This is a genomic window from Rhodospirillales bacterium (assembly GCA_016872535.1).
In the GTDB taxonomy this organism is placed as follows: Bacteria; Pseudomonadota; Alphaproteobacteria; order Rhodospirillales; family 2-12-FULL-67-15; genus 2-12-FULL-67-15.
The window spans coordinates 13,293-37,529 of sequence record VGZQ01000016.1 but is presented as its reverse complement, the minus strand read 5'-3'; the positions used below and the strand labels follow the sequence as shown (position 1 = coordinate 37,529).

The 24,237-nt window shown below is 67.7% G+C and carries 31 protein-coding genes and 1 pseudogene; 25 read left to right on the top strand and 7 right to left on the bottom strand.

The window, feature by feature from the left end:
* Nucleotides 1–42: 42 nt before the first annotated feature.
* From vsr to FJ311_04980, 6 genes are all read right to left on the bottom strand, one after another.
* Nucleotides 43–444 carry a DNA mismatch endonuclease Vsr gene (gene vsr / locus FJ311_05005; protein MBM3950794.1) on the bottom strand — a complete coding sequence of 134 codons (402 nt, stop codon included), beginning with the start codon at nt 442–444 and terminating at the stop codon, nt 43–45.
* A 143-nt stretch (nt 445–587) separates the two neighbouring features.
* A complete protein-coding gene (locus tag FJ311_05000; protein ID MBM3950793.1) occupies nt 588–980 on the bottom strand; it encodes an Rrf2 family transcriptional regulator in 393 nt (130 codons plus the stop codon).
* Nucleotides 980–2,311 (bottom strand): recombinase family protein, encoded by a 1,332-nt coding sequence (locus tag FJ311_04995; GenBank protein MBM3950792.1) that lies wholly within the window; start codon nt 2,309–2,311, stop codon nt 980–982. The genes FJ311_05000 and FJ311_04995 overlap by 1 nt, the downstream gene beginning before the upstream one ends.
* Nucleotides 2,308–2,754, bottom strand: a complete 447-nt coding sequence (locus FJ311_04990; GenBank protein MBM3950791.1) for a DUF2924 domain-containing protein — start codon at nt 2,752–2,754, stop codon at nt 2,308–2,310. Before FJ311_04990 ends, FJ311_04995 begins: the two co-directional genes overlap by 4 nt.
* Nucleotides 2,755–3,150: 396 nt before the next feature.
* Nucleotides 3,151–3,411, bottom strand: a complete 261-nt coding sequence (locus tag FJ311_04985) for a hypothetical protein (protein ID MBM3950790.1) — start codon at nt 3,409–3,411, stop codon at nt 3,151–3,153.
* 3 nt (nt 3,412–3,414) lie between these two features.
* Nucleotides 3,415–4,089, bottom strand: coding sequence for a helix-turn-helix transcriptional regulator (locus tag FJ311_04980; GenBank protein ID MBM3950789.1), 675 nt, complete (start codon nt 4,087–4,089; stop codon nt 3,415–3,417).
* A 121-nt stretch (nt 4,090–4,210) separates the two neighbouring features.
* Between FJ311_04980 and FJ311_04975 the strand changes: the two genes are divergently transcribed.
* From FJ311_04975 to FJ311_04930, 10 genes are all read left to right on the top strand, one after another.
* The gene (locus FJ311_04975; protein ID MBM3950788.1) at nt 4,211–4,900 is read left to right on the top strand and encodes a hypothetical protein; all 690 of its coding nucleotides are present in this window, start codon (nt 4,211–4,213) and stop codon (nt 4,898–4,900) included.
* Between the two features lie 191 nt (nt 4,901–5,091).
* On the top strand, nt 5,092–5,310 hold the full coding sequence (locus tag FJ311_04970) for a helix-turn-helix domain-containing protein (protein MBM3950787.1): 219 nt from the start codon (nt 5,092–5,094) through the stop codon (nt 5,308–5,310).
* On the top strand, nt 5,307–5,672 hold the full coding sequence (locus FJ311_04965) for a hypothetical protein (protein ID MBM3950786.1): 366 nt from the start codon (nt 5,307–5,309) through the stop codon (nt 5,670–5,672). Before FJ311_04970 ends, FJ311_04965 begins: the two co-directional genes overlap by 4 nt.
* Nucleotides 5,672–6,466, top strand: a complete 795-nt coding sequence (locus tag FJ311_04960; protein ID MBM3950785.1) for a PD-(D/E)XK nuclease family protein — start codon at nt 5,672–5,674, stop codon at nt 6,464–6,466. The genes FJ311_04965 and FJ311_04960 overlap by 1 nt, the downstream gene beginning before the upstream one ends.
* A 45-nt stretch (nt 6,467–6,511) precedes the next feature.
* Nucleotides 6,512–7,150, top strand: coding sequence for a hypothetical protein (locus tag FJ311_04955; GenBank protein MBM3950784.1), 639 nt, complete (start codon nt 6,512–6,514; stop codon nt 7,148–7,150).
* The gene (locus tag FJ311_04950) at nt 7,044–9,497 is read left to right on the top strand and encodes a hypothetical protein (GenBank protein MBM3950783.1); all 2,454 of its coding nucleotides are present in this window, start codon (nt 7,044–7,046) and stop codon (nt 9,495–9,497) included. The genes FJ311_04955 and FJ311_04950 overlap by 107 nt, the downstream gene beginning before the upstream one ends.
* A gap of 235 nt (nt 9,498–9,732) precedes the next feature.
* On the top strand, nt 9,733–10,296 hold the full coding sequence (locus FJ311_04945; GenBank protein ID MBM3950782.1) for a hypothetical protein: 564 nt from the start codon (nt 9,733–9,735) through the stop codon (nt 10,294–10,296).
* Nucleotides 10,297–10,374: 78 nt separating this feature from the next.
* On the top strand, nt 10,375–10,866 hold the full coding sequence (locus FJ311_04940) for a crossover junction endodeoxyribonuclease RuvC (protein ID MBM3950781.1): 492 nt from the start codon (nt 10,375–10,377) through the stop codon (nt 10,864–10,866).
* A complete protein-coding gene (locus tag FJ311_04935) occupies nt 10,863–11,060 on the top strand; it encodes a hypothetical protein (GenBank protein MBM3950780.1) in 198 nt (65 codons plus the stop codon). The genes FJ311_04940 and FJ311_04935 overlap by 4 nt, the downstream gene beginning before the upstream one ends.
* Nucleotides 11,053–11,496, top strand: a complete 444-nt coding sequence (locus tag FJ311_04930) for a hypothetical protein (GenBank protein MBM3950779.1) — start codon at nt 11,053–11,055, stop codon at nt 11,494–11,496. The genes FJ311_04935 and FJ311_04930 overlap by 8 nt, the downstream gene beginning before the upstream one ends.
* A 113-nt stretch (nt 11,497–11,609) precedes the next feature.
* On the opposite strand, the gene FJ311_04925 is transcribed toward FJ311_04930, so the two are convergent.
* Nucleotides 11,610–12,671, bottom strand: a complete 1,062-nt coding sequence (locus tag FJ311_04925; GenBank protein MBM3950778.1) for a Fic family protein — start codon at nt 12,669–12,671, stop codon at nt 11,610–11,612.
* Between the two features lie 327 nt (nt 12,672–12,998).
* Between FJ311_04925 and FJ311_04920 the strand changes: the two genes are divergently transcribed.
* The 15 genes and pseudogenes from FJ311_04920 (at nt 12,999) to FJ311_04850 (ending at nt 24,236) form a co-directional block, all read left to right on the top strand.
* Nucleotides 12,999–14,243, top strand: a complete 1,245-nt coding sequence (locus tag FJ311_04920; protein MBM3950777.1) for a site-specific DNA-methyltransferase — start codon at nt 12,999–13,001, stop codon at nt 14,241–14,243.
* 5 nt (nt 14,244–14,248) lie between these two features.
* Nucleotides 14,249–14,507: pseudogene (locus FJ311_04915) on the top strand (DNA cytosine methyltransferase).
* Nucleotides 14,508–14,653: 146 nt separating this feature from the next.
* Nucleotides 14,654–14,890: a hypothetical protein gene (locus FJ311_04910; protein MBM3950776.1), complete on the top strand. Its 237-nt coding sequence runs from the start codon at nt 14,654–14,656 to the stop codon at nt 14,888–14,890.
* Nucleotides 14,891–14,991: 101 nt separating this feature from the next.
* The gene (locus FJ311_04905; GenBank protein ID MBM3950775.1) at nt 14,992–15,213 is read left to right on the top strand and encodes a hypothetical protein; all 222 of its coding nucleotides are present in this window, start codon (nt 14,992–14,994) and stop codon (nt 15,211–15,213) included.
* A gap of 101 nt (nt 15,214–15,314) precedes the next feature.
* Complete coding sequence (locus tag FJ311_04900) at nt 15,315–15,803, top strand: DUF3489 domain-containing protein (protein MBM3950774.1); 489 nt, start codon at nt 15,315–15,317, stop codon at nt 15,801–15,803.
* Nucleotides 15,804–15,810: 7 nt separating this feature from the next.
* The gene (locus FJ311_04895) at nt 15,811–16,047 is read left to right on the top strand and encodes a hypothetical protein (protein MBM3950773.1); all 237 of its coding nucleotides are present in this window, start codon (nt 15,811–15,813) and stop codon (nt 16,045–16,047) included.
* Between the two features lie 100 nt (nt 16,048–16,147).
* Entirely contained in the window at nt 16,148–16,705 is a 558-nt protein-coding gene (locus FJ311_04890; protein ID MBM3950772.1) for an elements of external origin, read from the top strand.
* Complete coding sequence (locus FJ311_04885; protein MBM3950771.1) at nt 16,653–18,680, top strand: phage terminase large subunit family protein; 2,028 nt, start codon at nt 16,653–16,655, stop codon at nt 18,678–18,680. Before FJ311_04890 ends, FJ311_04885 begins: the two co-directional genes overlap by 53 nt.
* A 6-nt stretch (nt 18,681–18,686) precedes the next feature.
* Nucleotides 18,687–18,896, top strand: a complete 210-nt coding sequence (locus FJ311_04880) for a hypothetical protein (protein MBM3950770.1) — start codon at nt 18,687–18,689, stop codon at nt 18,894–18,896.
* Nucleotides 18,897–18,898: 2 nt separating this feature from the next.
* The gene (locus FJ311_04875; protein ID MBM3950769.1) at nt 18,899–20,377 is read left to right on the top strand and encodes a phage portal protein; all 1,479 of its coding nucleotides are present in this window, start codon (nt 18,899–18,901) and stop codon (nt 20,375–20,377) included.
* Between the two features lie 13 nt (nt 20,378–20,390).
* Entirely contained in the window at nt 20,391–21,656 is a 1,266-nt protein-coding gene (locus tag FJ311_04870; GenBank protein MBM3950768.1) for a S49 family peptidase, read from the top strand.
* Nucleotides 21,657–21,702: 46 nt separating this feature from the next.
* Nucleotides 21,703–22,092, top strand: coding sequence for a head decoration protein (locus FJ311_04865; GenBank protein MBM3950767.1), 390 nt, complete (start codon nt 21,703–21,705; stop codon nt 22,090–22,092).
* Between the two features lie 124 nt (nt 22,093–22,216).
* The gene (locus FJ311_04860) at nt 22,217–23,239 is read left to right on the top strand and encodes a major capsid protein (protein ID MBM3950766.1); all 1,023 of its coding nucleotides are present in this window, start codon (nt 22,217–22,219) and stop codon (nt 23,237–23,239) included.
* Nucleotides 23,240–23,259: 20 nt separating this feature from the next.
* Entirely contained in the window at nt 23,260–23,586 is a 327-nt protein-coding gene (locus FJ311_04855) for a hypothetical protein (protein ID MBM3950765.1), read from the top strand.
* The gene (locus FJ311_04850; GenBank protein MBM3950764.1) at nt 23,583–24,236 is read left to right on the top strand and encodes a hypothetical protein; all 654 of its coding nucleotides are present in this window, start codon (nt 23,583–23,585) and stop codon (nt 24,234–24,236) included. Before FJ311_04855 ends, FJ311_04850 begins: the two co-directional genes overlap by 4 nt.
* The last annotated feature ends 1 nt before the right edge of the window (nt 24,237 follow it).

The window sequence follows — 24,237 nt, the reverse complement described above, 5'->3', positions numbered from 1 at the left end:
TTGTAAGAACAAAATTAGAACGACCGATCGAGAATCGATCGGTTAGCGGAGAAAGTCAAGGGTTCGCCGACAGACCGCCGACGGGTCTTTCAGTTCGCATTGCCATATCACCAGAACTTTCCACCCGAAGGCATTGAGAGACCGGAGGTGTTTCCGGTCCCGTTTCCGGTTCGCAACGATTTTCGTTCGCCAGAATTCGTCGTTGGATTTTGGCAACCGTCCCTTCCGGCATCGGTGGCCGTGCCAGAAGCACCCGTGGACGAATATGACCTTCTTTCGGAGACCGAAGACGATATCGGGTTTTCCCGGCAAATCCCTTCGATGAAGCCGAAAACGATAGCCCATTTTGTGGATCATGCTGCGCACGATTAGTTCCGGCGTCGTATTGCGTCCCTTGACCCGCGACATCAGCCAGGAGCGACGTTCCGGAGTGAGCCTATCCATGAGCATCACTATTTCACGACAGATGTCGGTTCGTCCTCGCCAAAAATCACTTCGACCGCTCACGAATGCATATCCGGGTATTCCGTGAACGACTATCCCGCTTTACTCGGACCAGCGATAACATGGTCATCGGCGTTGAGCGGCTATGTCCGGCAGAATCCCGCCTCGACCTGCTCCCGCCACCCTACCGGGAACGGTTTCATCAACACCGCCAGCGTCATCTCCGCCGGCTGTCGCCCATCCAGAATCGACTCGACGATGGCCGGCGCTAACAGGGTCATCCGGAGCACTCGGCTGACATAGGACGGGTTGATCTTCTCGGCCTTGGCAATCTCCTCGACCGTGCCGTAGATCCCGGTCTCCAGCAGCTTGCGCCACCTGAACCCGCGCGCTATGGCCTTGATCATGGTGCTGTCGATCCGGGCGCGCGGGGAACCCCAGGGCGATGCGCCGTCAGGGGTGATGACCTGCTTGCGTCCGCCCCGTTTGCGGATGGTGAACGGGACATCGATAGTGACAGTCTGAACCGACTCCATTACGCCGCCCTCCGGGGAGCGGCCGCGATCCCCGCCAGGTCTCGGACCATGCGGGCGAGACCCTGCACCCTCAGGCGGACCTTGAGCCCGGCAACGCCGACCTCGACGCGCTCGACGAGAAGCTGGACGATGCGCGCCTGCTCGGCCGGGAACAGTTCATCCCAAAGCGAGTCGAGGCCTTCCAAGGCTTCCCTGACTTCGGCCTCGGACAGGCCGTCGATCTCGGGCCGCGCCGACCGCCATGTGCCGACGATCACCTCCGGCGCGCGAAGCAGGCCGCGCAGCTGGTCGACCACCGCGCCCTCGATCTCGGCGGCGGGCACGCGCCCGACCGGGCAAGTCTTAGGTCCACGCTTCAGAACTGACTGGCTGGCATAATAGCGATAGAGCTTGTCACCCTTGCGGGTGTGCGTCGGCGAGAACGCCGCGCCGCCCGGACCGAACAGCAGCCCCTTGAGCAGTGCAGGGGTTGAGGCCCGCGTACGCGCGGCGCGCGACCTCGGGCTCACACCGAGTATCTCATGGACCTTGTCCCATAGGGCGCGGCCGACGATGGCGTCGTGCTCGCCGGGATAGGCCGTGCCCTTGTGAACCGCCTCGCCGATGTAGACCGGGTTGCTAAGTAGCCTGTAGAGGAAGCCCTTGTCGATCGACAACCCCTTCCTCTTGGTGATGCCTTCTTCGGTAAGCGTGCGCGCCAGAATGGTAGCGGAACCAATCTTGACGAACCGTTCGAAAATCGCGCGCACGGTAGCTGCCTCGGTCTCATTTACGACAAGCTTACGATCTTTCACTTCGTACCCGAGCGGTGGGTGACCTCCCATCCACATGCCCTTCCTGCGGCTGGCCGCGAACTTGTCACGGATTCGTTCGCCGATCACCTCGCGCTCGAATTGGGCAAAGGAAAGCAGGATATTGAGCGTGAGCCGCCCCATGGACGTCGTCGTATTGAAGGACTGCGTGACGCTGACGAAGGTCACGCCCCGCCGGTCGAACACCTCGACCAGCTTGGAGAAATCCATGAGCGAGCGGCTGAGCCGGTCGATCTTGTAGACGACGACCACATCGACCAAGCCCTCCTCGATGTCGGCCAGTAGGCGTTTCAGCGCGGGACGCTCCAGCGTGCCGCCGGAGAACCCTCCGTCATCGTACCGATCCGCCAACCGCACCCAGCCTTCGGGCTTCTGGCTCGCGATATAGGCCTCGCAGGCCTCGCGCTGGGCGTCGAGACTGTTGAACTCCATCTCCAACCCTTCCTCGGTCGACTTCCGCGTATAGACCGCGCAACGAAGCTTCCGGACGGTTTTCGGTGGGTCGAGTGGCTTTTTCATGGACGTTTCCGAGTGTTTTTGAGGCCGAAGAACACCCAACCATTCCACCGCGTCCCAGTGATGGCCCGAGCGATGGATGAGATCGACTTATAGGGCCGCCCCTGCCATTCGTAGCCTTCCTGCATGACCGTGACGGTGTGCTCGACGCCTTGCCATTCCCGAATCAATCGCGTGCCAGCAATCGGCTTGTTGTCCGTGCGAATCCGACACTGCACGGTTTTGCCCTCGTTGAGCTGCTCGGCCAGCGCGTCGAGACGTTCGATTGTCTCGGGCTTCAGCCCACCGTAGGCGAGTTCCTGGATGCGGTAGGCGAGCCGGCTTTCAAGGAAACGGCGGTTGTAGGGCGGCGGCTCCGTCTCGAAAAGATCGCGCCACTGCTTCTTGAGATCCGTCGTCGGCGTCGTCTTCAGGGCCGCGATTCGGGCGATGATGGTTTCGGTCATGGCGTGGCTTCGTCCGTCGGATTGGCGACGGTTGCATGACTGCTCTGACGGGCGGGGAAGTCGAGACAACTCTCTCCGCAGTGGCCGGTTACTTGCCTTGACTGTCGGCGGGCTTTGAGCCGGACGAGGCCGCGCCCGAGAATTCCGCAGAGTTCCCCAATTCGCTCGGCGGATGACATCCGCGCCGGGGCAATGGCATTGGGTCCGAAGAGATGATGGGGCATGGCGGCCGTCCGGGATCGATGCGTTCGCACGGACGGTAGGCGCCGCGGCGGGGCAACGGAAGTAAAGGCCAGTCCTTGTCGCGATTGCGCGTAAACAAAAGTGCCAGAGCGAAATGCATCGCATCTTGTCGGAGACAGAGAGCGCCTGGCGGTGTTCTCCGCGAGCCGCTCCTCAGGTCCCCAACCACCTGTAGATGCCGAGCACGTTGATCGCCGTGAACGCGCCCTGCAGCACGACGAGGCTGGACTCCCGCTGCGCGAATCCGGCCGCGCACCACAGCAGCGACGAGACCAGGAACAGCATGAACCCGTATCCCGTGACGCCCATGTTGAGCGCGACCAGAACGGCGCCCGTGACGCCGGCACCGGTGCCGATCCATTTGGCCGGCTGCAGCCAGGGCATCTCCCGATGGAGCCGCGCCATGCTGCGCATGGTTCAGATTTCCCGGGCAAACCAGCGGATGCGGCCGACGATATTGATCTCGTCGGCCATCCGCTCGTAGGCGGTGTAGAGGGGATTGTCGGAGACGATCCGCACCCGTGGCGGATCGCCGACGGGGACGAACTCGAGCCTTTTGGCCACCAGTCCCATGCCGTCGAACAGCACGAACACTCCGGGCGGCGTCGGCGACGCGCGGGACAGGTCGACCAGGATGATGTCGCCATCCTGAAGGGTGGGCAGCATGCTGTCCCCCTCGACGTGCATGATGCGGAGCTGGGCAGGATCGGCCTTCAGCTCGTCGCGGATCCAGGCTCTCTGGAAGTGGTACGGCTTGCCGTTCTCGGGCGAGTCCTCGACCAGCCGACCGCCGCCCATGGCGGCGACGACGCGGACGGAGGGGATGGCGACGAACATCTCCTCGGGCGCGATGTTGTCGATGATCGGGGATTCGCCCTCGACGGAGCCCAGGCCGTGCAGCAGCCAGTCGCGATCCGCCTTGAGGGCGGCCGCGACCTTTTCCAGATTGCCCAGGTTCGGGCTCTCCGATTTGCCGCGCATCATGTCGTAGACGAAGGAGCGGTTGACGCCCGCGATCTCGGCCACCTGGCGGGCGTTGAGCCCGAGCTGCCGAGACCGGGCGCGGAGTCGGTCGGCGAGGGAGTGGCGCATGGCGGCAAGTCCTGCCTGTGGATTTAGTGGATAACGTGGAATATGTGGATTAAAAAGGATTGATTCGTCCACGTCAAGTCCGTAAGGATTAGGGGCTTTGCCTCGGGCGCGGAGCGGAACCATGGGCTTGACGGAGAAGGCTTATTTTGGGCTGGAGGAGATCGAGGAGCGCTGGGGCCTGCCCCGGCGCGATCTCGTTTATCTGATCGAAAACGGGATTCTCAAGGTTTCCGTCCGCGTCTGGAGCCTCCCGGTCGAGCGGGGCTGCTACGAGGATGCGGCCGAGGGGCCCTTCCCCATGCCGCTGGAGCGGCGGCCGATCTCCGGCCTTCTCGATCTGACCCCGGTCGTTGCCCATCGCCTGCTCCGGGACGGCCACGGAACGGTCGAGAACTTCGCTGCCCCCGAGGGGGAATATCTCTGGATCATGGAGCCGGTTAATACCATCCGCGTCCGCGTCGAGGATCTGGTGGTCCGGCGGGAGGAGCGGGACCGCGTGGAGCGGGAGCACCCCATCGGCACGCGCGCCGGGGCCGGGGGGAAGCCCGCCTTCGAGCATCGGGACGACTACTCGGAGGTTCACATCCAGGACCGTACGTTCCACCTCGGCGCCTGTCAGGCCAAGGTGGTTCGCGCGCTCCACGAGGCCGCCAAGAGCCGAATCCCCTGGCGGCACGGCAAGGAGGTGCTGGGCGAGGCCGGCTCCTCCTGCTCGCGCATGGCCGACCTGTTCAAGACCCAGAAGAACTGGCGATCGCTGATCCTCTCCGATCGCAAGGGACGCTATCGCCTCAATCTGCCGATGCCCTGAGACGGGTCCGCCGCTTCGATCCGCGGTCCCGCTTATTCATCGTCATCTTCTTCGTCCCCCTGGCGATCCCCCGCCTCGTCCCCCGATGAGCGGGTTCCATCCCCCGATCATCCCCTTGTGATCCCCACGACGTCCGAATCCGGCCTTGGCATCCTCTCCGGCGAAACATCGACCGCAGGGAACCGACCGTCATGCCGTCTCCTTTTCTCAACCAGTTCGAACTCGCCCAGCGCTGGCACCTCTCGCATCGGACGCTGGAGCGCTGGCGCTGGCAGGGCCGGGGGCCCCGCTATCTCAAGGTCGGCGGCCGGGTGCTCTACCGCGCCGAGGACATCGACGCCTACGAGGCCGGCCGGCTTCGTCTGAACGCGGGCGGCGAGCCTGTGCCCACCGCGGAGGCCGTCCGATGATCGCGGCCGGCTCTCTTCATTTCATTCCGCGCGGACGTTCCCGGTCGCCCGCGGACGAACCGGCGGCGCCGGAACTTCTCGCCGGCGAGTCCGCCCTTCTGACCTGGCTCGAAGTGGCCCGGCCGGGCGAGCGGCTCGCCTATCACGCGGGTCATCTCGCGCTCGACCGCGCTCGCGGCTGGTCTTCGCTCGGGCCGGCGGTCCGCGAGGAGCTCGGCCGGGTCGCCGACCGGGCGATGAAGCTCGCCGACCGGGGCCGGCTTCTGCTGGCCCAGCGCCGCCTCGACGACGGCCGCATCGCCTACCTGGCGATCAAGCCGGCGCCGCGATTCCGTTTTGCCGCCCTGTCCCCGAACCGCTGATGGAGCCCTTCATGTCTCACGATCCCTTCGAACGCCACGGCATCGAGCACCTCTCGCCGTCCTCCCTCAATCTCTGGGCCGCCGAACCGGCGCTGTGGGTCATGGAACGGCTCCTGGGCCGCCGTTCGCCCACCAGCGCCAACGCGGCCCGCGGCAAGGCCGTCGAGCACGGCATCCACTTAGGACTCCTGGAGCCGACCCTGCCGGTGGCCGAATGCGTCATGGCGGCCGAGGCCGCCTTCGATCGCGAGATGGCCCTCAATCCCGACGAGCGCCGCGAGTCCGAGCGCAAGAACCTTCCCGGCTATGTCGAGCACGGCCTCAAGGAGCTCCGCCAGTACGGCGTTCCCACCGCCTACCAGGAGAAGGTCTCGGTCGCCCTCGACGGCGTGCCCGTTCCCATCATCGGCTACATCGACTGGCGCTTCGACCAGCACGGGCTGGTGGTCGATCTCAAGACCGCCGAGCGCCTGCCGTCGGCCATCTCGGATTCCCACGGCCGCCAGGGCGCCGTCTACGCCAGCGCGCATGGCAACTACGGCATGCGCTTCGCCTACGTGAAGCCAACGGTGGGTAAAGCGGATGGCCGGGCGGTCGCCGTCTACGAGATGTCGGGCGACGACGTCCGCCGCCATCTCGACGCCCTCCGACAGATCGCCATCCGGCTCGGGCGTTTCCTCGCTTTGTCTTCCGATCCTCAAGAACTCGCCGGCCTGCTCGTCCCCAACTACGACGCCTTCTACTGGAGCAACGCCACCACGCGGGCCAATGGCGTCCAGGTCTTCGGTTTCTGATTTTCCAACCTTCGTCAACCACGGCAACAGCAAGGAGAAACGACCATGCCTCTTCACATCGGCGGCACCGGCACCGGCAAACCCTACGTCAAGTACAACGCCAAGGCGGACAAGTGGTTCGTCCGCGGCGAGGACGGCGAGGACCTGGAGATCGCGCGCCCCATTTTCGCCATCGACTTCGCCAACATCGCCACCGGCTGGCTCATGTTCCGCGAGGGCCAGGCGCCCGAACGCCGCATCGACCCCAGCCTGGAGCGGGCCGCGCCCTCGCCCGGCGAGGGCTTCAAGCGCGGCTTCGTGGTGATGGCCTTCAGCCCGAAGTTCTTCGGCGGCGCGGCGGAGTTCTCCAGCGCCTCGATCCACCTCTCCAACGCCATCAAGGATGTCTATGCCCAGTGGGAAAGCCAGAAGAGCCGGCATCCGGGCCTGCTGCCGGTGGTCGCCTGCACCGGCGCCGAGTCCATGAAGGACAAGTACGGCACCAACTACCGGCCGAAGTTCGAGATCGTGAAGTGGATCGAGCGCCCGGCGGCTTTGCCCGACGCAAGCCCAGCCGAGGCCGGGGACGTCTGGAAGGATGCCGCTCCCGCGACGGCCAAGCCCCAGGCCGGCCACGTGCCGCCGCCTCCGGCCGTCCCGGCTCCGGCCCCCGCCGGCGATCCCATGCTGGAGACGGAGTTCTGATCTCCGCCTCCCCGCTCGCGGCCCCGGACGATCTCCGGGGCCGCCCTTTTCCCGATCACCGCACTGGTTCCGGACCGTGTCCGCCGACGACCCTCGCCTCATGATCGAACCCGATCCGGAACAAATGCTCCGCCACCTGGAGCATCTGTACGGCGGATTCCTGGACGGCTGCCAGGAGGGCCGGATCGAACTCGCCTGGACCGACGGGAGAGACGGGAAGCTCCGGCATGCCGCCATATTCGGCACCGACGAGTTTGATCTCCTTGCCGAGCGCGCCGCCGCCGAGAACCGCAAATCCGGCCAGAACGTCTACATCGGCGCGGCGCTGAGGAAGCCCGACATCCCGCCCTTCGGCCGCTGCGGGGATGAGGATTTCCTGGCGCTCACCGCCTTCTACGCCGATCTCGACGACGAGGGCGCCGCCGCGAAGGCCAAGACCCTCTATCGGGGATGCCCGCCCACCGCCGTGGTGGTGACCGGCCGGCACCCTCACGTCCGCGCCCAGCTGCTGTGGCGACAAGAGACGCCCGAGCGCGATCCCGACGTCTGCCGCCGCCAGAACATTGCCATCGCCGAAGCGCTCGGCGGCGATCGCACCGTGGTCAACCCGAGCCGCGTTCTCCGCCTCGGCGGCTCCATCGCCTGGCCGGCAAAGCCCGGGCGCATCGTCGAGCGCACCGAGTTCATCGCCTTCGACGACGGCCGACCCCGGATGTATATGCCGGGACAGATCGCCAGGACGTTTCCGCCGGCGCAATCCTCGCTCGCGCCCGCGTCACCATCGCCGGGCCAATCGCCGACGCCGGCTTCCCCCGCGCCATCGACGGCCATCCTCAACATCGGCTCCGAATTCGATGGCGTCTCGGTCGAGGCCTGTCTCGCCCGCGTTCGCGCCGGCGACCACTGGCACGACAATCTGGTCCGCTTGACCGGCCACTGGATCGCGCGCGGCTGGTCCGACGCCGAGATCCTCGCCGCCGCCTCGTCCCTCACGCTGCCCGGCTGGACCGTCGAGCAGACCGTCCGCGAGGTAACGGCCATGATCGCCGGCGGACGGACGAAGTGGAACGTTCCCAGCCCAGCGCATCGGGTGGAAGACGTCTCCGCTGTTGTGCCCCTGCAGCCCGCCTTCCTCGACAGCCTCAACCTCGCCATGCTGCCGAGGCGCCGCTGGCTGCTCGGCCGCTCGCTGCTTCGCGGGCAGCTCACCTTGCTGGTGGCCCCGCCCGGCGTCGGCAAGTCCACCCACGGCATTGCCCGCGCGGTCGCCGTCGCCACGGGCCGCAACCTCACCGGCGAGACGGTCCACGAGCAGGTCCGGGCCTGGATCTACAACACCGAGGACGACGCCGACGAGCTGAAGCGCCGCCTGGGCGCGGTCCTGCTGCACGGGTCGATTCCCTTCGCGGAAGTCAAAGATCGCGTCGCGCTCAACTCCGGCGCGGACCGGCCGCTGCTGTTCGCCAGGGCCGACCGCAACGGCACGGTCGTCCGCCTGCCCGATGTCGACGCCTGCATCGCCCGGATCCGCGAACACGGCATCGGCCTCTTCGTCGTCGACCCCTTCATCGAGACCCACGAGCTCGACGAGAACTCCAACGAGCAGATCAAGGCCGTCGCGGTCATGTTCCGCGAGGTGGCGCGCGCCGCCGACTGTGCCGTGCTGCTGGTCCACCACACCGCCAAGCCGCCGCAGGGATCGAGCGACGGCCACGCCGGCAACATGAACACCGCGCGGGGCGCCAGCGCGCTGGTCGGCGTCGCCCGCGTGGTCCAGACCCTGTTCGCCATGAGCGAGAAGGATGCCGAGCGCCACGGCGTCGCCAAGGAGGACCGCCATCGCTACCTCCGCCTCGACGACGCCAAGGCCAACCTTGGCCTGACCAGCCCCGAGGCAAGGTGGTTCCGGAAAGCGGGCGTCGCGCTTCCCAACGGCGACGAGGTCGGCGTGCTGGTGCCCGAGGACCTCCAGCGGTCCGCCGGCGAAGACGGACCCGAGGCCTCGGACCTCCATCACACCATCGTCGCCGTGCTGCTGGCCCGCACCGCCGCGGCGGAAATCACCGTCAACGCCGCCGCCCGCCTGCTCGCCTGGTCCGACGACGAGCGCTTCCATCGCTACCGCTACACCGACGAGCAGGGGCACCAGCGCGTCAAACGCTTCCTGCGCGATGCCGTCAAGGCGGCCGCCCAGGCCGGCATCGCCGTGATCTCCGGCGGGAAGTCGCATGGCTTTACCTGCGACGCTTCCACTACCCCGCCGCTCCTGCGCCGCTTCGAAACCCCCGTCGCCCCGGCCGATCTGGCCGCCCAGAAACCCGACTTCACCGAGGAGGACGACCTATGAGCCCCAATCCGTGTGCCCCGTGTGCCCCTTTCGTGTGCCCCCAGGGAACACGTTGTTTTCATTGGATGTGTCCGTGTGCCCCTGGAACGCGGGGCACACGAAATTCTAAGTCATTGATTTCATTGCGTGTGTCCGTGTGCCCCGTGTGCCCCCCCTATAGGGGGGAGGCGCGGCGGGGCACAGCCGCCGCCACCTCCCTCCCTGGGGGCGCGATCGCCATCGCCGGGGGCACGCCATGAGCCCGTCGCCCGTTCGCCGGATCGGCGCGGTCGATCCCGCCAACGATCCGATGGCGCCCCCCGAGTACGTCGTCCAGGCCATCGTCGACGGCCTCGACCACGCGGCGCACGCCATGGAGCGGAAGTGGGGTGTCGGCCGCCTGCGCCTGCTGGTCTCGGATCTCCTGCGCGCCAAGTTCGACGCCCAGAAGGACAAGCTCGACGCCGCCATCGAGAGCGGCAGCGTCATCTACGTCCGCGCCCACGCCGAGGGCATGAAGCGGGCCTGGGCCGTCCTCGACGAGGCCGCGACGGAGGCCGGCCACAAACCGCTCTCGCCCGAGGTCTGGGAATGCGTCCTGCCCGAGAGCGGCGAGGTGGTGGCCATCGTCCGCGACATCCCCGAAGCCCATCGCGTCTGCCGCGAGGTCCGCGTGTTCACGCTGGCCGAGATCGCGCGGCTGATCGAGGCCCTCGGCCATGCCGCGCTCGAGGTCAAGCGCGTCTTCCCCGGCGCCGAGATCGCCCGCGTCGACAGGCCCGAGATCGACTGGGGCAAGGGCGACCCCATCCCCTTCTGAAACCATCCACCCGAGAGGAGACAACCCATGTCCACGATCCAGGCGGCCATCCAGGTCACGCCCCCGACCGCCGGGGCGATGCACGCAGTGGCGAACGACAGGCCGACGGCGATCCTCGCCCTCGATCTCGGCACCACCACCGGCTGGGCCATGCGCCTCGTCGACGGCGCTATCGTCTCCGGCACCATGGCGTTCCGCTCCGGCCGCTACGAAGGGGGCGGCATGCGATTCTTGCGCTTCCGCTCCTGGCTCGACGAGCTGCTGCGGAACAACCCGAGCCTCGGGCCGGTGCATTTCGAGGAGGTGCGCCGGCACGCCGGCACCGACGCCGCCCACATCTACGGCGGCTTCCTCGCCCACCTCGCCGCCTGGTGCGAGCAGAGGCGCATCCCCTACCAGGGCGTGCCGGTCGCCACCATCAAGCGCTTTGTGGCCGGCAAGGGCAACGCCGACAAGCAGGCCGTGATCGCGGCGGTCAAGGCGCGCGGTTTCGCCCCCGTCGACGACAACGAGGCCGACGCCATCGCCATCCTGCTCTGGGCCGTGGACACCGCGGGAGGGGTGCGATGAGGTGGCATCCGAAAGGCTACGGCGGCGAGCGCCGCGACCCCGAGCAGATCAAGCGCGAGGGCTGGAAGGAACAGGGCGTTCTGGTGATAGCCGAGGACGACCGGCGCCTCACCTGGCCCGAGCGCGAACTGATCAGGCAGCTGGGATCGAAGCTCTACGGGAAGCGATCCGGAAAGGAGGTGGGCCATGGCTGACATCCGCTGGACGGCGTCGTTGATCGAGGAGCGCATGGTGGAAGCGGCGGATACGCTGAAGCGCCTGCCCGAAGAGCGCATACGCGGCTACTTCAGCACCTGGCCGCCGGTGATCCGCGATTACTGGGAGGCGTTCGGTCGGGAAGACGTGCGTCTTCGGCGCGGCCCACCCTCGCCCGCCGCCATCGACCGCATGGACGAGGCGCTCGCCTGGCTGGCTTGGCTCGGGCCCGCGGAAGCGAAAATCGTTTGGCTGCGCGCATCGGGGGAACGGTGGAAGACCGTGTGCTGGAAAGTCGGCATGGCTCGTTCCGCCGCGCATGAGTACTGGCTCTACGCCCTTTGCGTGATCGCCTGGCGCCTCAACGGGCGGGTTGTCCGGTCCCGATGGTCGCGCCGGCAGCTCGTCGCGATGACGCGCGCCGCGCAATCCTGAGCAGGCGAGCGAAAAGTGTCCGCGAACACTTTTCGCGCGGACAGATCCGGGCCGGGAAGGCTATGTTTTCACCATCCTCGCGAGAGGCGCGCGCGGAGGCCATCTTCGATGGATCATGGCAACGAATACCACGTCGAGCGGCCGCCGCCATGTTTGACCAGATGACCCTTCTCGACCAGTTGCCGGAAATGCTCTTTCAGCGTATTGCGGCTGGCGCCCGTGAGCTTGATCATCTCGCCGATGCCGACCCTCCCGTGTTCGCGGGCATGGTCCACAATGCGCAGCGAAAGCTCCGGCAGGCTTGAAAGCACCAGCTTCTCGCGCTCGATCTTTTTTGCCAATCGCTTCATCTGCTGCTGCAAAGCGCGCAGGAAGAACAGCAGCCACGGCTGCCAATCCGGCGCGTCGGTGCGGATCGTCGCTTGCGTTTGCCTGAGCGCAAGGTAGTAACCCTCCTTGCTGTGTTCGATGACGCTTTCGAGCGAACTGTACGGCACATAGGCATACCCCGCCTGCAGGAGCAGCAGGGTGGTGAGGATGCGGCTCAGCCGCCCGTTGCCGTCCTGAAACGGATGAATCTCGAGGAACACGACGGTGAAAACGCCGATGATGAGCAGCGGGTGCAGCCGACTCTGCTCGCGGGCTTGGGCGAGCGAACTCATGAGTTCGGACATCAGGCGCGGCGTATCGAAGGGTGTCGCCGTCTCGAAGATGATCCCGATCTGCCGGCCGGTCGCATCGAAGGCGGCGACGCTGTTGGAGGAGGTCTTGTACTCGCCGCGATGGCGAGCGTCCTTCTCGCTGTGGACGAGGAGATCGCGGTGTAGCTGCTTGATGTGGTTCTCGGTGATGGCGATGTCTTCCCAGGACCGGAAGACCAGTTCCATCGCCTCGGCGTAGCCGGCCACTTCCTGCTCGTCGCGGGTGGCGAAGGATTTGATCTGCAGGTTGGCGAGCAGCCGCTCGACCTCGCGGTCGGTGAGTTTGCTCCCCTCGATGCGCGTCGAGGAGCCGATGCTTTCGATCGTCGCCACACGCCGAAGCGCCGACAGACGTTCGGGCGCCAACGTACCGAGCGCGCGCCATGCTCCCTTGAACTCGTCGATCTCGGCGATCAGCGTCAGAATCTCGGGCGTGATCCGGAGGGTGTTGATCTTAATCGCATGCTCTACCATGTCCAAATATACACCCAATTACACCCAAATAGGCAAGCCAAATATACACCCAAATACACCCGATTTCAGCCAATGCATTGATATAAAACGGGTCCTCCCTGGCGCAAATCGTATGCTGGCGGCAACGGCCCGGGACTTCGCCACCGACAGCCCTAAAATCTGAGTTACCAGTTACCGGTTACCACCCCGGCCGAGGCCCAAGAGAGCCCGGTAATCCGCCGCTTTCGACGCTGCCGGGAGTGGTAACCACCCCGGTAACCGGCCCGGTACGGTTACCACCCAGGTTACCACCCGGCGGCCGGTCAGCGCCCACAACACGAGAACAAGATGACGCTGTCGTTTCCCGACACGGTCGAGCGCTGGCCGCTCGCCCGGCTGATCCCCCATGCGCGCAACGCCCGGACCCATTCCGAGGACCAGGTGGCGCAGATCGCGGGGTCGATCGCCGAGTTCGGCTTCGTGAACCCGGTGCTGGTCGGCGACGACGGGGTGATCGTGGCGGGCCACGGCCGCGTCCTGGCCGCGCGCAAGCTCGGCCTTGCCGATGCGCCGGTGATCGTTCTCTCGCACCTCACGCCGACGCAGCGCCGCGCGCTGATGATCGCGGACAATCGCATCGCCGAAAACGCCGGCTGGGATGACGAGATGCTCGGCGCCGAACTCGCCGCGTTGCGCGACGAGGACGTCGATCTGGCATTGCTCGGCTTCGACGATACCGATATCGACCGGCTGCTCGCCGGCACACTGGACGAGGCCAACGACCCCGATGAAGCGCCGGAGCCTCCGGTCGATCCCGTCAGCCGCCCGGGCGACATCTGGATCTGCGGCGAGCACCGCGTGCTGTGCGGCGACGCCACCGTGCTGAGCGATGTCGAGACGCTGCTCGGCGGCGAGCTCGCCGACATGTGTTTCACCGACCCGCCTTACAACGTCAATTACGCCAACTCGGCCAAGGACAAGCTGCGCGGCAAGAACCGCGCGATCCTGAACGATGCGCTCGGCGAAAGCTTCGGTGCGTTCCTCCACGACGCCAGCGTCAACATCCTCACCGTCACCAAGGGGTCGATCTACATCTGCATGTCATCGTCGGAACTCGACACGCTGCAAAAGGCGTTCCGCGAGGCGGGCGGGAAGTGGTCGACCTTCGTGATCTGGGCCAAGAACACCTTCACCCTCGGCCGCGCCGACTACCAGCGCCAGTACGAGCCGATCCTCTACGGCTGGAAGGAAGGCGCCGACCATTATTGGTGCGGGGCGCGCGATCAGGGCGATGTCTGGTTCTTCGACAAGCCGCACAAGAGCGATCTGCACCCGACCATGAAGCCGGTGGCTCTGGTCGAGCGCGCGATCCGCAATTCGTCGAAGAGCCGGGACATCGTGCTCGACCCGTTCGGCGGATCCGGAACTACCCTCATTGCCGCCGAGCGCGCCGGCCGGCGCGCGCGGCTGATCGAACTCGATCCCAAGTATGTCGATGTGATCGTCGATCGCTGGCAGGCGCTCGCGGGCGGCGAAGCCGTGCACGCCGGCGACGGCCGCCGCTTTCGCGACATAGCGGCGCCTCCGCGCTGACCCTCGTGCATGGTCTGGCTCCACATCCCGCCACGGATCCTGGCGGCCGGGGAGGACGGCCCCTGTTCGGGCTCTCGCTCTGCGCCGGCGCCGGAGGACTCGACCTCGGCCGTCCTCGTGGCCCGGATGGAAGAAGCGGCCCTGGATCCGGCGCCTGTCTGGGACGACCTTGCGACCTTCGACGGCCGCCCGTGGCGTGGCGCGGTGGACATCGTCCTTGCGGGCTATCCGTGCCAGCCGTTCTCGGTCGCCGGACGGCGGCGCGCCCCGACGCTGAACCCGCTGTTCGTCGAGGCGCTGATGGGCTGGCCCATCGGGTGGACCGGCTTCGCCTCTGCGGCAACGGCGTGGTCCCCCTGGCTGCGGCGCATGCGTGGCGAACTCTCAAGGCTCGGCTGGGAGTGTGAAGGTTGAGACAATCGCGGCGCATGTCCATGGTCGAAGCCGTCGCCAACGTGGCGGTCGGCTACGGCATCGCGGTCGCCACCCAGGCAATGGTGTTCCCGATGTTCGGGCTGCGGGCGAGCCTGTCCGATAACCTGCTGATCGGGGCGATCTTCACGGCCGTGAGCGTCGCCCGCAGCTATACGCTCCGGCGGCTGTTCGAGGCCCTGCGGCAAGTGCCATCGCGCCGGATCATAAGATGATCTAAACGGCCCCAACAAAGCAATCCGATGATCGGCTTATCGGCTCGGATTATGCTCCGTATAGAGCGTTCATGTGCGCCATCGACAACGGAGATGCCGCCATGACCAAGCGCCGCGACAACCCCCAGGCCCTCGACGCCTTCATCGCCAAGAAGGCCGAGATCGACGCCATGCTCACCCGCCTCCGGGACTTGAGCGACGACCACTTCGACTGGAGCCCGGACGAGATCAATTGGGGCCACGTCGGGACGCTCGGCCACTACGCCGAGCTGCTCAAGCGGATCACCGACAGCGCCTTCAAGGAAGGCGAGTTCGCCGGATAGCTGGCCACGGCTCCGCTCGGCCCCGACCGGGTCCGCCCGGCGGGGCTTCGGGTGGTAGGGGCGCGGGATCGTCCGCGCTCCTTGACCCGAAGGAGACTTCCATGACGAACACGCTCACCGCCACCCAGCAATCGGTCCTGAAGATCGCCGCCAAGCATGACGACCGCGCCATCCGCTGGCCCGAGCGCCTGCGGGGCGGCGCCGTCAAGAAGGTCGCCGACGCCCTCGTCTCGGCCGGACTCGCCCGCCACGAGGGCGACGTTCTGGTCGCCACGGACGAAGGCCTGCGCGCCGTCGGCGTCCAGCCCGCGTCCGCCCCCAAGGCCAAACGCACCGGCCGCGCCAAGGACGCGTCCAAGAAGGGCGACGCCAAGGCACCGCGCGCGACACGGGCCGACAGCAAGCAGGCTCGTCTGATCGAGATGCTGAAGCGCAAGGAGGGCGCCAGCATCGAGGAGATCGCCAAGGCCTTCGGCTGGCAACCGCACACGGTGCGTGGCGCCATCGCCGGCGCGCTCAAGAAGAAGCTCGGCCTCGAGGTGACCTCGGAGAAGGTCGAGGGTCGCCGCGTCTACCGGATCGAGGCGTGAGGCGATCATGACCGACACCCAAGTCACCCTCGCGGGCCGCCGCATCGTCGAAGTGCGTTCGATGAGCGTGCGCGAGCTCGAGGCCGAAGGCTGGCCGCCCGACGAAACCGTGCCCGCCCTCGTCCTCGACAACGGCGCCATTCTCTTCCCGTCCCGCGACGAGGAGGGAAACGGCCCGGGCGCGCTGTTCGGCGCGACGGCGCTGAAGCAGGGGTTCCGCGTCCTCGCGCCGCGACATACCTGACGCGCCGCCCAAGCCGCCGACCGTGGCCAGTGCCGCCGGGACCAGTGTCCCGGCGGCATTCCGTTTCGGCGCGGCGCTTCCTTTCTTCCGGAGACTGCAGTTGGGACTGTCGATCCGCGCCTACGCCCGGCATCGCGGCGTGAGCCACGTCGCCGTGCAGAAGGCGATCAAGGCCGGTCGCATTCCGGTGGAGCCCGACGGCACCGTCGATCCGGCAAAGGCGGACGCCGCCTGGGAGCGCACGACCGAGCCCGGGCGATCCAAACCGAAGCCGCGGAAGCTAAAGCCGGTCGCGGACGTGGCGCTGGGCTCGGTGCGCGAGACGCTCAAGGAGCAAGGACTTCCCGTGGGCGGCCCAGAGGGAGGTGGCGTCACCTTCGTCCAGGCCCGCACCGCCCACGAGATCGCCAAGGCGCATCTCGCCCGCCTGCGGCTGCAACGCATGAAGGGCGAGATGGTGGACCGGGCGCGGGCAACCGCGCTGGTGTTCCGGCTGGCGCGCGAGGAGCGGGACGGCTGGGTCAACTGGCCGGCGCGCGTCGCGGCATTGATGGCGGCCGAACTCGGCGTGGAGGCGCATCCGATGCAGAAGGTTCTGGAGACCCATGTCCGAGCTCACCTCGCCGACCTCGCCGAGGTTCGACCCGAGTTTCGATGACCCGGCTGGTTTCGAGGGCGGCGAGGAATTCCGCCAATCGTGGCGCGATGGCCTAACGCCGGACCCGACGCTCAGCGTTTCCGAGTGGGCCGACCGGCATCGCGTGCTCAGCCCGCGCGCTTCGGCCGAGCCCGGGCGTTACCGAACCGGTCGCACCCCCTACATGCGGGCGATCATGGACGCGCTGTCGCCGTCGCATGCCGCGCGTCGCATCGTATTCATGAAGGCGGCGCAGGTCGGCGCCACGGAGGGTGGCAACTGCTGGATCGGCTACGTCATCCACCACGCGCCGGGACCGATGCTCGCCGTGCAGCCGACCGTCGAGCTCGCCAAGCGCTTCTCGCGCCAGCGCATCGACCCGCTGATCGAGGAGAGCCCCATTCTGCGCGAGCGTGTGAAGCCGGCGCGGTCCCGCGATGCCGGCAACACGGTGCTGTCGAAGGAGTTCCCGGCGGGGCTGCTGGTCATGACCGGCGCCAACAGCGCGGTCGGCCTGCGCTCGATGCCGGCGCGCTATCTGTTTCTGGACGAGGTGGACGCCTATCCGCCCTCGGCCGACGAGGAGGGCGATCCGGTGGCGCTCGCCGAGGCGCGCACGCGCACGTTCGCGTGGCGGAGCAAAATATTCTTGGCCTCGACGCCGACGATCCACGGGGTCTCGCGCATCGAGCGCGAGTACGAAGCCTCCGACCAGCGGCGCTACTTCGTGCCCTGTCCGCATTGCGAACACCGGCAGTGGCTCCGCTTCGAGCGGCTCCGGTGGGAGAAAAGCAAGCCGGAGACGGCACGCTATCTTTGCGAGGCATGCGACGGCGCGATCGAGGAACATCACAAGACCGCTATGCTGGCGGCCGGCGAGTGGCGAGCGACCGCGACATCGTCCGATCCGGGCACGATCGGCTTCCACCTCTCGGCGCTCTATTCGCCCGTGGGCTGGCTGTCATGGACGGAGATCGCCCGGGCCTGGGAGACGGCGCAGGCGACGGACGAGGCCAAGCGGAGCTTCAAGAACAGCATGCTTGGCGAGACCTGGATGGAAACCGGCGAGGCGCCGGACTGGCAGCGCATCTACGAGCGGCGCGAGACGTGGCCGAACGGCACGGTGCCGGCCGGCGCGCTGTTCCTGACGGCCGGCGCCGACGTCCAGAAGGACCGGATCGAGATCGACGTCTGGGCCTGGGGCCGGGGACTGGAAAGCTGGCTGATCGACCACATCGTCATCGAGGGCGGTCCCGAGAAAGCCGAGACCTGGGCCGAGCTGGACAAACTGCTCGGCCGCACCTGGATGCACGCCGGCGGCACCGCCATGGGGATCGCCCGCCTCGCCATCGACACCGGCTACGAGACCCCCGCCGTGTACGCGTGGGCGCGCCGGTCTGGGTTCGGCCAGGTGGCGCCGGTCAAGGGCGTCGAGGGCTTCAATCGCGCGAGCCCGGTCTCGGGGCCGACCTACGTCGACTCGACCGAAGGCGGCAAGAAGGTCCGGCGCGGCGCGCGCCTCTGGACCGTCGCCGTCTCCACCTTCAAGTCGGAGACCTACCGATACCTGCGCCTCGACCGCCCGACCGACGAGGAGCGGGCGGCGGGTGCCTGCTTCCCGGCCGGAACGGTGCATCTGCCGTCGTGGGCCGATGCCGAGTGGGTGAAGCAGCTGGTGGCCGAGCAGCTGGTCACGGTGAAGACCCGGCGCGGCTTCGCCCGGCTCGAATGGCAGAAGCTGCGCGAGCGCAACGAGGCGCTCGACTGCCGTACTTACGCCCGCGCCGCCGCCTGGATTCTCGGCGCCGACCGCTGGGCGGAGAGCAAGTGGCGGGACCTGGAAGCACAGGCCTGCCCCCGCGAACCGGCGGGGGTCGGTGTCCCCGCCGTCGGTTCCGAGAGCGCAAGCGATACCGACGCGGCCCCCAACGCCGGCCTCGTGCGCCGCCCGATCCGCAGGGGCCGCAAGGTGTTCCGTTCCTCCTACATGTCGTGACCGTCCATGACCCTCGACGAACTCAAGGCCGAGCGCGAGCGCGTGCTGGCGCGGCGCAATTCGCTGGTCAGCCGCGTCTCGGTCGGCGACCGCAGCGTCCAGTACGACCTGGCCCAGGCCGACAAGGTCCTGGCCGACCTGGAGCGGCGCATCGCCCAGATGGAGAAGAGAGGCCCGCGCCGCCGAATTCTCGTCTACGCGAGCAAGGGACTCTGATTATGCTCGGCAGCCTGCGCCGCCGCATCGGTGCCTTCATCGGCGGGTTCAATGGGGGCTTCGAGGCGGGGATGGGCAATCGCCGGCTCAGGGCCTTCCAGCCCTCGCGCGCCCATCTCAACACGCTGATCGCCGCCGCCGGTCCGGACATCACGGCGCGCGCCCGGCACCTGATCCGCAACAACGGCTACGCGGCGAATGCCATCGAGAGCTGGGCCGGCAACGTGGTCGGCGCCGGCATCAAGCCGTCGTCGCTGATCGGCGATGCGGAACTGAAGGCACGCGTGCAGACGCTGTGGCTGGCCTGGACCGACGAGAGCGACGCCGAGGGATTCACCGACTTCTATGGCCTGCAGCGCCGGGCGGTCCGCGAGGTGTTCATCGCCGGCGAGGTGTTCTTCCGCTTCCGCCCGCGCCGCCTCGAGGACGGCCTGGCGGTGCCGCTGCAACTGCAGATGATCCCCTCCGAGATGCTGCCGCTGTCGCGGACCGAAACGCTCCCCAACGGCAACGTCGTCCGTCAGGGCATCGAGTTCGACCGCATCGGCCGGCGCGTCGCCTATCACTTCCTGCGCCGCCATCCCGGCGACGTGACCGATCCGGGGCTGGCAGGCGAGACGGCGCGCATCCCGGCCTCGGAGATCGTGCATGTTATCGATCCGGTCGATGCCGGGCAGTTGCGCGGCGTCTCCCGTTTCGCGCCCGCCATCGTCAAGCTGTTCCTCTTGGATCAGTACGACGACGCCGAGCTCGACCGCAAGAAGGTGGCGGCCATGTACGCCCTCTTCGTCACCACGCCCGCTCCTGGCGAGCCCTTCGATCTCGCCGAGGAGACGGAGCCGGACGGCGAGCGGACCATGGACGTGCAGCCCGGACAGGTGGTGATGCTGGAGCCGGGCGAGCAGATCCAGACCTCCACTCCGGCCGACGTCGGCGGCTCCTACGAGCCGTTCCAGTACCGCACTCTGCTGCAGGTCTCCGCCGCCCTCGGCGTGCCCTATGCCTACCTCTCGAACGACATGCTGAAGGCCAACTACTCGAACTCGCGCCTGGCGTTGCTGGAGTTCCGCCGCCGGGTCGAGGCTTGGCAGCACTCGGTGCTGGTCTTCCAGCTCTGCCGCGCCGTCTGGCGGCGCTGGATGGACGCGGCCGTGCTCTCGGGCGCGCTCGACATCCCCGGCTACGACCGGCGCCGGGCCGAGTATCTCGCCTGCTCGTGGCTGCCGCCGCGCTGGGAGTGGGTCGACCCCCTGAAGGACGCCCGCGCCGAGATCGAGCAGATCGATGCGGGGCTCAAGAGCCGGACCCAGGCCATCGCCGAGCGCGGCTTCGACGCCGAGCAGGTCGACGCCGAGATCGCCGCCGACAAGGCGCGGGAACGGTCGCTCGGACTCGTCTTCGGCCAGACGGCGGCCAAACTCGTCGAACCTGCACAAGACATCGCCGGCGATTCCGCCGAAGCGCCACCTTCTGTTCCCTGATCTCTGGAATCCGATGACCGATCTTCCTCACATCGCGTCCCGCCTGTTCGGGACGCCCTTGATGATCGCGCGGCCCAAGCTCGACGCGATCCTCGGCGTGCTCGGGCCCCGGCTTGCCGGCCAGGCGCTGGAGCCGTTGGACATTGGCGCCGCGCCCGCGCGAGCGACCGCCATCACGCCGGACGGCATCGCCGTCATTCCGGTCGCCGGCACGCTGGTATCGCGCTCCGGGTATCTGGCGGCGGCCAGCGGGCTCACGTCCTATGGTGACATCGGCGACGCCGTCGAGGCGGCGGTCGCCGACGCCTTGGTGCGGGGCATCGTGTTCGACATCGACTCCCCAGGAGGCGAGGTCGGCGGGCTGTTCGATCTGGTCGAGCGCATCGCCGCGCTCGCCAGGGAAAGCGGCAAGCCGATCTGGGCGGTCGCCGGCGAGGCAGCGCTCTCCGCCGCCTATGCCATCGCCTCCGCCGCCGATCGCCTCGTCATCACCCAGACCGGAGAGGTCGGCTCCGTCGGCGTGGTGGCGGTGCATGTGGACGAGAGCGGCGCTGATCGCATGGCCGGTCTTTCCTGGACCTTCGTCCATGCCGGCGAGCGCAAGATCGACGGCAACCCCCACGAGCCGCTCAGTCCCCGAGCCCGGGCCGACGTCCAGACCGACGTGGACCGACTCTACGACCGCTTCGTGGCGCTCGTCGCCCGCAACCGCAACCTTCCGCCCGAAGCCGTCCGCGCCACCGAGGCCGCCGTCTATCGCGGCGATCTGGCGGTGAAGGCCGGACTCGCCGACCGGGTCGGCACGCTCCGCGACGCAGTTGCCGATCTTGTCGCCACGCTCGCCCCCAAACCCACCACGCGCGGCCGCGCCGCGCGTCCCACCGAAAGCCGAAAGGAGGCTTCCATGCAGACCGCCGATCCGACCATCAATCCCGGGGCCGAAGGGCCCGTGCCCCCCGCGCCCGACGCCGCGCCCGTACAAGGGCCTGCCGTCAATGTCTCCGACGTGACGCAGGTCGAACAGCGGCTGCGCGGCGAATACGCCGAGCTCGCCGCCGTCGCCGCCCAGGCCGCGCGCTTAGGGCTAAAGGTCGACGCCGCCGAGGCCATGGCCAAGGGCGTCCGAGCTGACGCGCTCCGCCGCTCGGTGCTCGACGAACTGGCCACCCGTTCCGATGCCGCGGACATCGTCGCCACCGCGCCGGCGGCCGCCCGGCCGGCCGAAAGCCCCATCGTCAAGCGCGCCAAGCAAGCCGCCGGCAAGGGCGCACCGGCCTGAACCGCCACTTCCTATCCCCCATCCCTGAAATCCGGAGGCTCCCATCATGCCCGTCCTCGTCGCTACGCCCACCCTGGGCGATCTCTTGAAGTACGAACTCAACGCCGGCTACTGCCGCGAGACCGTCATCCTCAAGGGCGGCGCCAGCTACCCGCTGGGCGCCGTGCTCGGAAAGATCACGGCAACGGCCAAGTACCGCCTCTCGCCGGCCGCCGCCGTCGTCGGCGACGAAGGCGCCGAGACCGCCGTCGCGGTGCTGACGCAAGCCGTCGACGCCGGCGCCGGCGATGCCATCGGCGTCGCGGTGGCGCGCGGTCCCGTCATCCTCTCCGAGGCCGCGCTCGCTTTCGACGCCTCCGTCGACCAGGCGGCCGAGAAGGACGCCAAGAAGGCGCAGCTCAGCCAGGCCGGCCTCGTCGTCCGCGCCGCCGCGTAACGGTTCGGCGGATTAAAGCCGCCGGACACTCCGACTTCCCCTCACGCCCACGCCTGCCGAACCGGAGCCCTCCTCGGCTCCGGGCGGACTTGTTCGTCCATTTCAATCCACGGAGATCCCGACCATGACCGTCATGACCAACCCCTTCGACGCCGGCGGCTACTCGCTGGCGGAAATGACCCAGGCCATCAATATCCTGCCCAACGTCTACACGCGCCTCGGGCAGATGGGCCTGTTCCGCTTCGAGGGCGTGACCCAGCGTTCCGTCGTCATCGAGCAGGCCGAAGGCGTGCTCAACCTGCTGCCCACCGTGCCGCTCGGCGGCCCGGCCACCGTCGCCAACCGCGACGCCAAGTCCATGCGTTCCTTCACCATCCCCTGGATTCCGCACGACGACGCCGTCACCCCTCAGGACATCCAGGGCGTGCGCGGCTTCGGCGTGGCCGACGCCGCCGATCCGCTGGCGACCGTCATGGAGCGGAAACTGACCCGCATGCGGGCCAAGCACGCCCAGACCCGCGAGTACATGGAGATCAATGCGCTGCGCGGCATCGTCAAGGACGGCGCCGGCACCACCCTCTACGACTACTTCGGCGAGTTCGGACTGCAGCAGCAATCGGTGGACTTCGTGCTCGGCACCGCCGGCACCGGCGTCCAGGCCAAGGTGCGCGACGTGCTGCGGAAGGTCGAGACCGGGCTCAAGGGCGAGACCATGACCGGGGCGCTGGCCCTCGTCAGCCCGGAGTTCTTCGACAAGCTGATCGGCCACGGCAAGGTCGAGGAGGCCTACAAGTATTACTCCTCGACCGGGGCCCAGCCGCTCCGCGACGACGTCCGCCGGCGCTTCCCCTTCGCCGGCATCATGTTCGAGGAATACAACGCCACGGTCACTCTCTCGACCGGCGCCACCGAGACCCTGATCCCGGCCGGCGAGGGCATTGCCTTCCCGCTCGGCACCATGGACACCTTCGTCACCTACGGCGCGCCCGCCAACCTGATCGAGACGGTCAACACGGTCGGCCTGCCCATGTACGCCCGGCAGATCGCGCGCAACGATGGCAGCGCCATCGACGTCAAGACCGAGGCCTCGATCCTGCCGATCAACAAGCGGCCCCGCCTCGCGGTGCGCATCCATACCAGCAACTGATCGGCCACCGACGCCTTCCAATGAATGCGTTCATGGGCGCCATCGACGACCTGTTCGCCAATCCCGACATCACCAGGACGGTCATCTACCGTCCGGGCGGAACCGGCGACGGCATCCCGGTCCGGGCGATCGCCCGCCGTCCGGACCGGGAGGTCGAGTTCGGCGACGTCGCCGTGCACACGGCGACGGCGGTGTTCGAGGTGCGGGTCTCCGAGGTTCCGACCCCGTCCGAGGGCGACACCATCACTTTGATTGGCACCCTCGGCGGCGGGACCTTCGTCGTCCAGGGCGAGCCGGTGCGCGACGCCGAGCGGCTGGTCTGGACGTTGGATACGAGGCCGGCGTGAGACTCCAGGCTGCCATCGAGGGCGACCTCAAGCGCTTCCTGGCCGAGGAGGTGAAGGCGGCCGAGGAGGCGGTGACGGCGGGCGTCCGCGAGGCGACAGATGGTCTCAAGCAGGACCTGCGCCGGCAGATCGCCGGCGCCGGTCTGGGGCAGCGTCTCGCCAACACCTGGCGGAGCGAAGTGTACCCGAAGGGTGCCAGGAGCATCCGCGCCGCCGGGCTGGTCTTCAGCAAGGCCCCGAACATCGTGCGCGTCTACGAGGAAGGCGCCGTCATCCGCTCGAAGCACGGCTTCTTCCTCGCCATCCCGACCCCGGCTGCCGGCAGGTTCGGCGACGGCCGGCGGAAGATGACTCCCGGCCTGTGGGAGCGAATGCATGGAGCCCGGCTGCGGTTCGTCTACCGGCGGCGCGGACCGTCGCTGCTGGTGGCCGACAACCGGCGCGCCCGCACCGGCAGGCGCGGCGGTTTCGCCCGAGCAAGCGAGAGGGCGCTCCGAACCGGACGCGGCCTAGTCACCGTGCCGATGTTCCTGCTGGTGCCGCAAGTGACGCTCCGGAAGCGCCTCGACGTGACCGGCGCGGCGGAGAAGTGGCTCGCTCTGCTGCCGCAACTGGTGGTCCGCAACTGGCGGGATGCCGGACGGGAGTGAA

What these genes read in the sequence shown, in the direction of transcription:
- vsr (MBM3950794.1), bottom strand. Translation starts at nt 444, where the DNA reads ATGGATAGGCTCACTCCGGAACGTCGCTCCTGGCTGATGTCGCGGGTC.
- FJ311_05000 (MBM3950793.1), bottom strand. Translation starts at nt 980, where the DNA reads ATGGAGTCGGTTCAGACTGTCACTATCGATGTCCCGTTCACCATCCGC.
- FJ311_04995 (MBM3950792.1), bottom strand. Translation starts at nt 2,311, where the DNA reads ATGAAAAAGCCACTCGACCCACCGAAAACCGTCCGGAAGCTTCGTTGC.
- FJ311_04990 (MBM3950791.1), bottom strand. Translation starts at nt 2,754, where the DNA reads ATGACCGAAACCATCATCGCCCGAATCGCGGCCCTGAAGACGACGCCG.
- FJ311_04985 (MBM3950790.1), bottom strand. Translation starts at nt 3,411, where the DNA reads ATGCGCAGCATGGCGCGGCTCCATCGGGAGATGCCCTGGCTGCAGCCG.
- FJ311_04980 (MBM3950789.1), bottom strand. Translation starts at nt 4,089, where the DNA reads ATGCGCCACTCCCTCGCCGACCGACTCCGCGCCCGGTCTCGGCAGCTC.
- FJ311_04975 (MBM3950788.1), top strand. Translation starts at nt 4,211, where the DNA reads ATGGGCTTGACGGAGAAGGCTTATTTTGGGCTGGAGGAGATCGAGGAG.
- FJ311_04970 (MBM3950787.1), top strand. Translation starts at nt 5,092, where the DNA reads ATGCCGTCTCCTTTTCTCAACCAGTTCGAACTCGCCCAGCGCTGGCAC.
- FJ311_04965 (MBM3950786.1), top strand. Translation starts at nt 5,307, where the DNA reads ATGATCGCGGCCGGCTCTCTTCATTTCATTCCGCGCGGACGTTCCCGG.
- FJ311_04960 (MBM3950785.1), top strand. Translation starts at nt 5,672, where the DNA reads ATGGAGCCCTTCATGTCTCACGATCCCTTCGAACGCCACGGCATCGAG.
- FJ311_04955 (MBM3950784.1), top strand. Translation starts at nt 6,512, where the DNA reads ATGCCTCTTCACATCGGCGGCACCGGCACCGGCAAACCCTACGTCAAG.
- FJ311_04950 (MBM3950783.1), top strand. Translation starts at nt 7,044, where the DNA reads ATGCCGCTCCCGCGACGGCCAAGCCCCAGGCCGGCCACGTGCCGCCGC.
- FJ311_04945 (MBM3950782.1), top strand. Translation starts at nt 9,733, where the DNA reads ATGAGCCCGTCGCCCGTTCGCCGGATCGGCGCGGTCGATCCCGCCAAC.
- FJ311_04940 (MBM3950781.1), top strand. Translation starts at nt 10,375, where the DNA reads ATGCACGCAGTGGCGAACGACAGGCCGACGGCGATCCTCGCCCTCGAT.
- FJ311_04935 (MBM3950780.1), top strand. Translation starts at nt 10,863, where the DNA reads ATGAGGTGGCATCCGAAAGGCTACGGCGGCGAGCGCCGCGACCCCGAG.
- FJ311_04930 (MBM3950779.1), top strand. Translation starts at nt 11,053, where the DNA reads ATGGCTGACATCCGCTGGACGGCGTCGTTGATCGAGGAGCGCATGGTG.
- FJ311_04925 (MBM3950778.1), bottom strand. Translation starts at nt 12,671, where the DNA reads ATGGTAGAGCATGCGATTAAGATCAACACCCTCCGGATCACGCCCGAG.
- FJ311_04920 (MBM3950777.1), top strand. Translation starts at nt 12,999, where the DNA reads ATGACGCTGTCGTTTCCCGACACGGTCGAGCGCTGGCCGCTCGCCCGG.
- FJ311_04905 (MBM3950775.1), top strand. Translation starts at nt 14,992, where the DNA reads ATGACCAAGCGCCGCGACAACCCCCAGGCCCTCGACGCCTTCATCGCC.
- FJ311_04900 (MBM3950774.1), top strand. Translation starts at nt 15,315, where the DNA reads ATGACGAACACGCTCACCGCCACCCAGCAATCGGTCCTGAAGATCGCC.
- FJ311_04895 (MBM3950773.1), top strand. Translation starts at nt 15,811, where the DNA reads ATGACCGACACCCAAGTCACCCTCGCGGGCCGCCGCATCGTCGAAGTG.
- FJ311_04885 (MBM3950771.1), top strand. Translation starts at nt 16,653, where the DNA reads ATGTCCGAGCTCACCTCGCCGACCTCGCCGAGGTTCGACCCGAGTTTC.
- FJ311_04880 (MBM3950770.1), top strand. Translation starts at nt 18,687, where the DNA reads ATGACCCTCGACGAACTCAAGGCCGAGCGCGAGCGCGTGCTGGCGCGG.
- FJ311_04875 (MBM3950769.1), top strand. Translation starts at nt 18,899, where the DNA reads ATGCTCGGCAGCCTGCGCCGCCGCATCGGTGCCTTCATCGGCGGGTTC.
- FJ311_04870 (MBM3950768.1), top strand. Translation starts at nt 20,391, where the DNA reads ATGACCGATCTTCCTCACATCGCGTCCCGCCTGTTCGGGACGCCCTTG.
- FJ311_04865 (MBM3950767.1), top strand. Translation starts at nt 21,703, where the DNA reads ATGCCCGTCCTCGTCGCTACGCCCACCCTGGGCGATCTCTTGAAGTAC.
- FJ311_04860 (MBM3950766.1), top strand. Translation starts at nt 22,217, where the DNA reads ATGACCGTCATGACCAACCCCTTCGACGCCGGCGGCTACTCGCTGGCG.
- FJ311_04855 (MBM3950765.1), top strand. Translation starts at nt 23,260, where the DNA reads ATGAATGCGTTCATGGGCGCCATCGACGACCTGTTCGCCAATCCCGAC.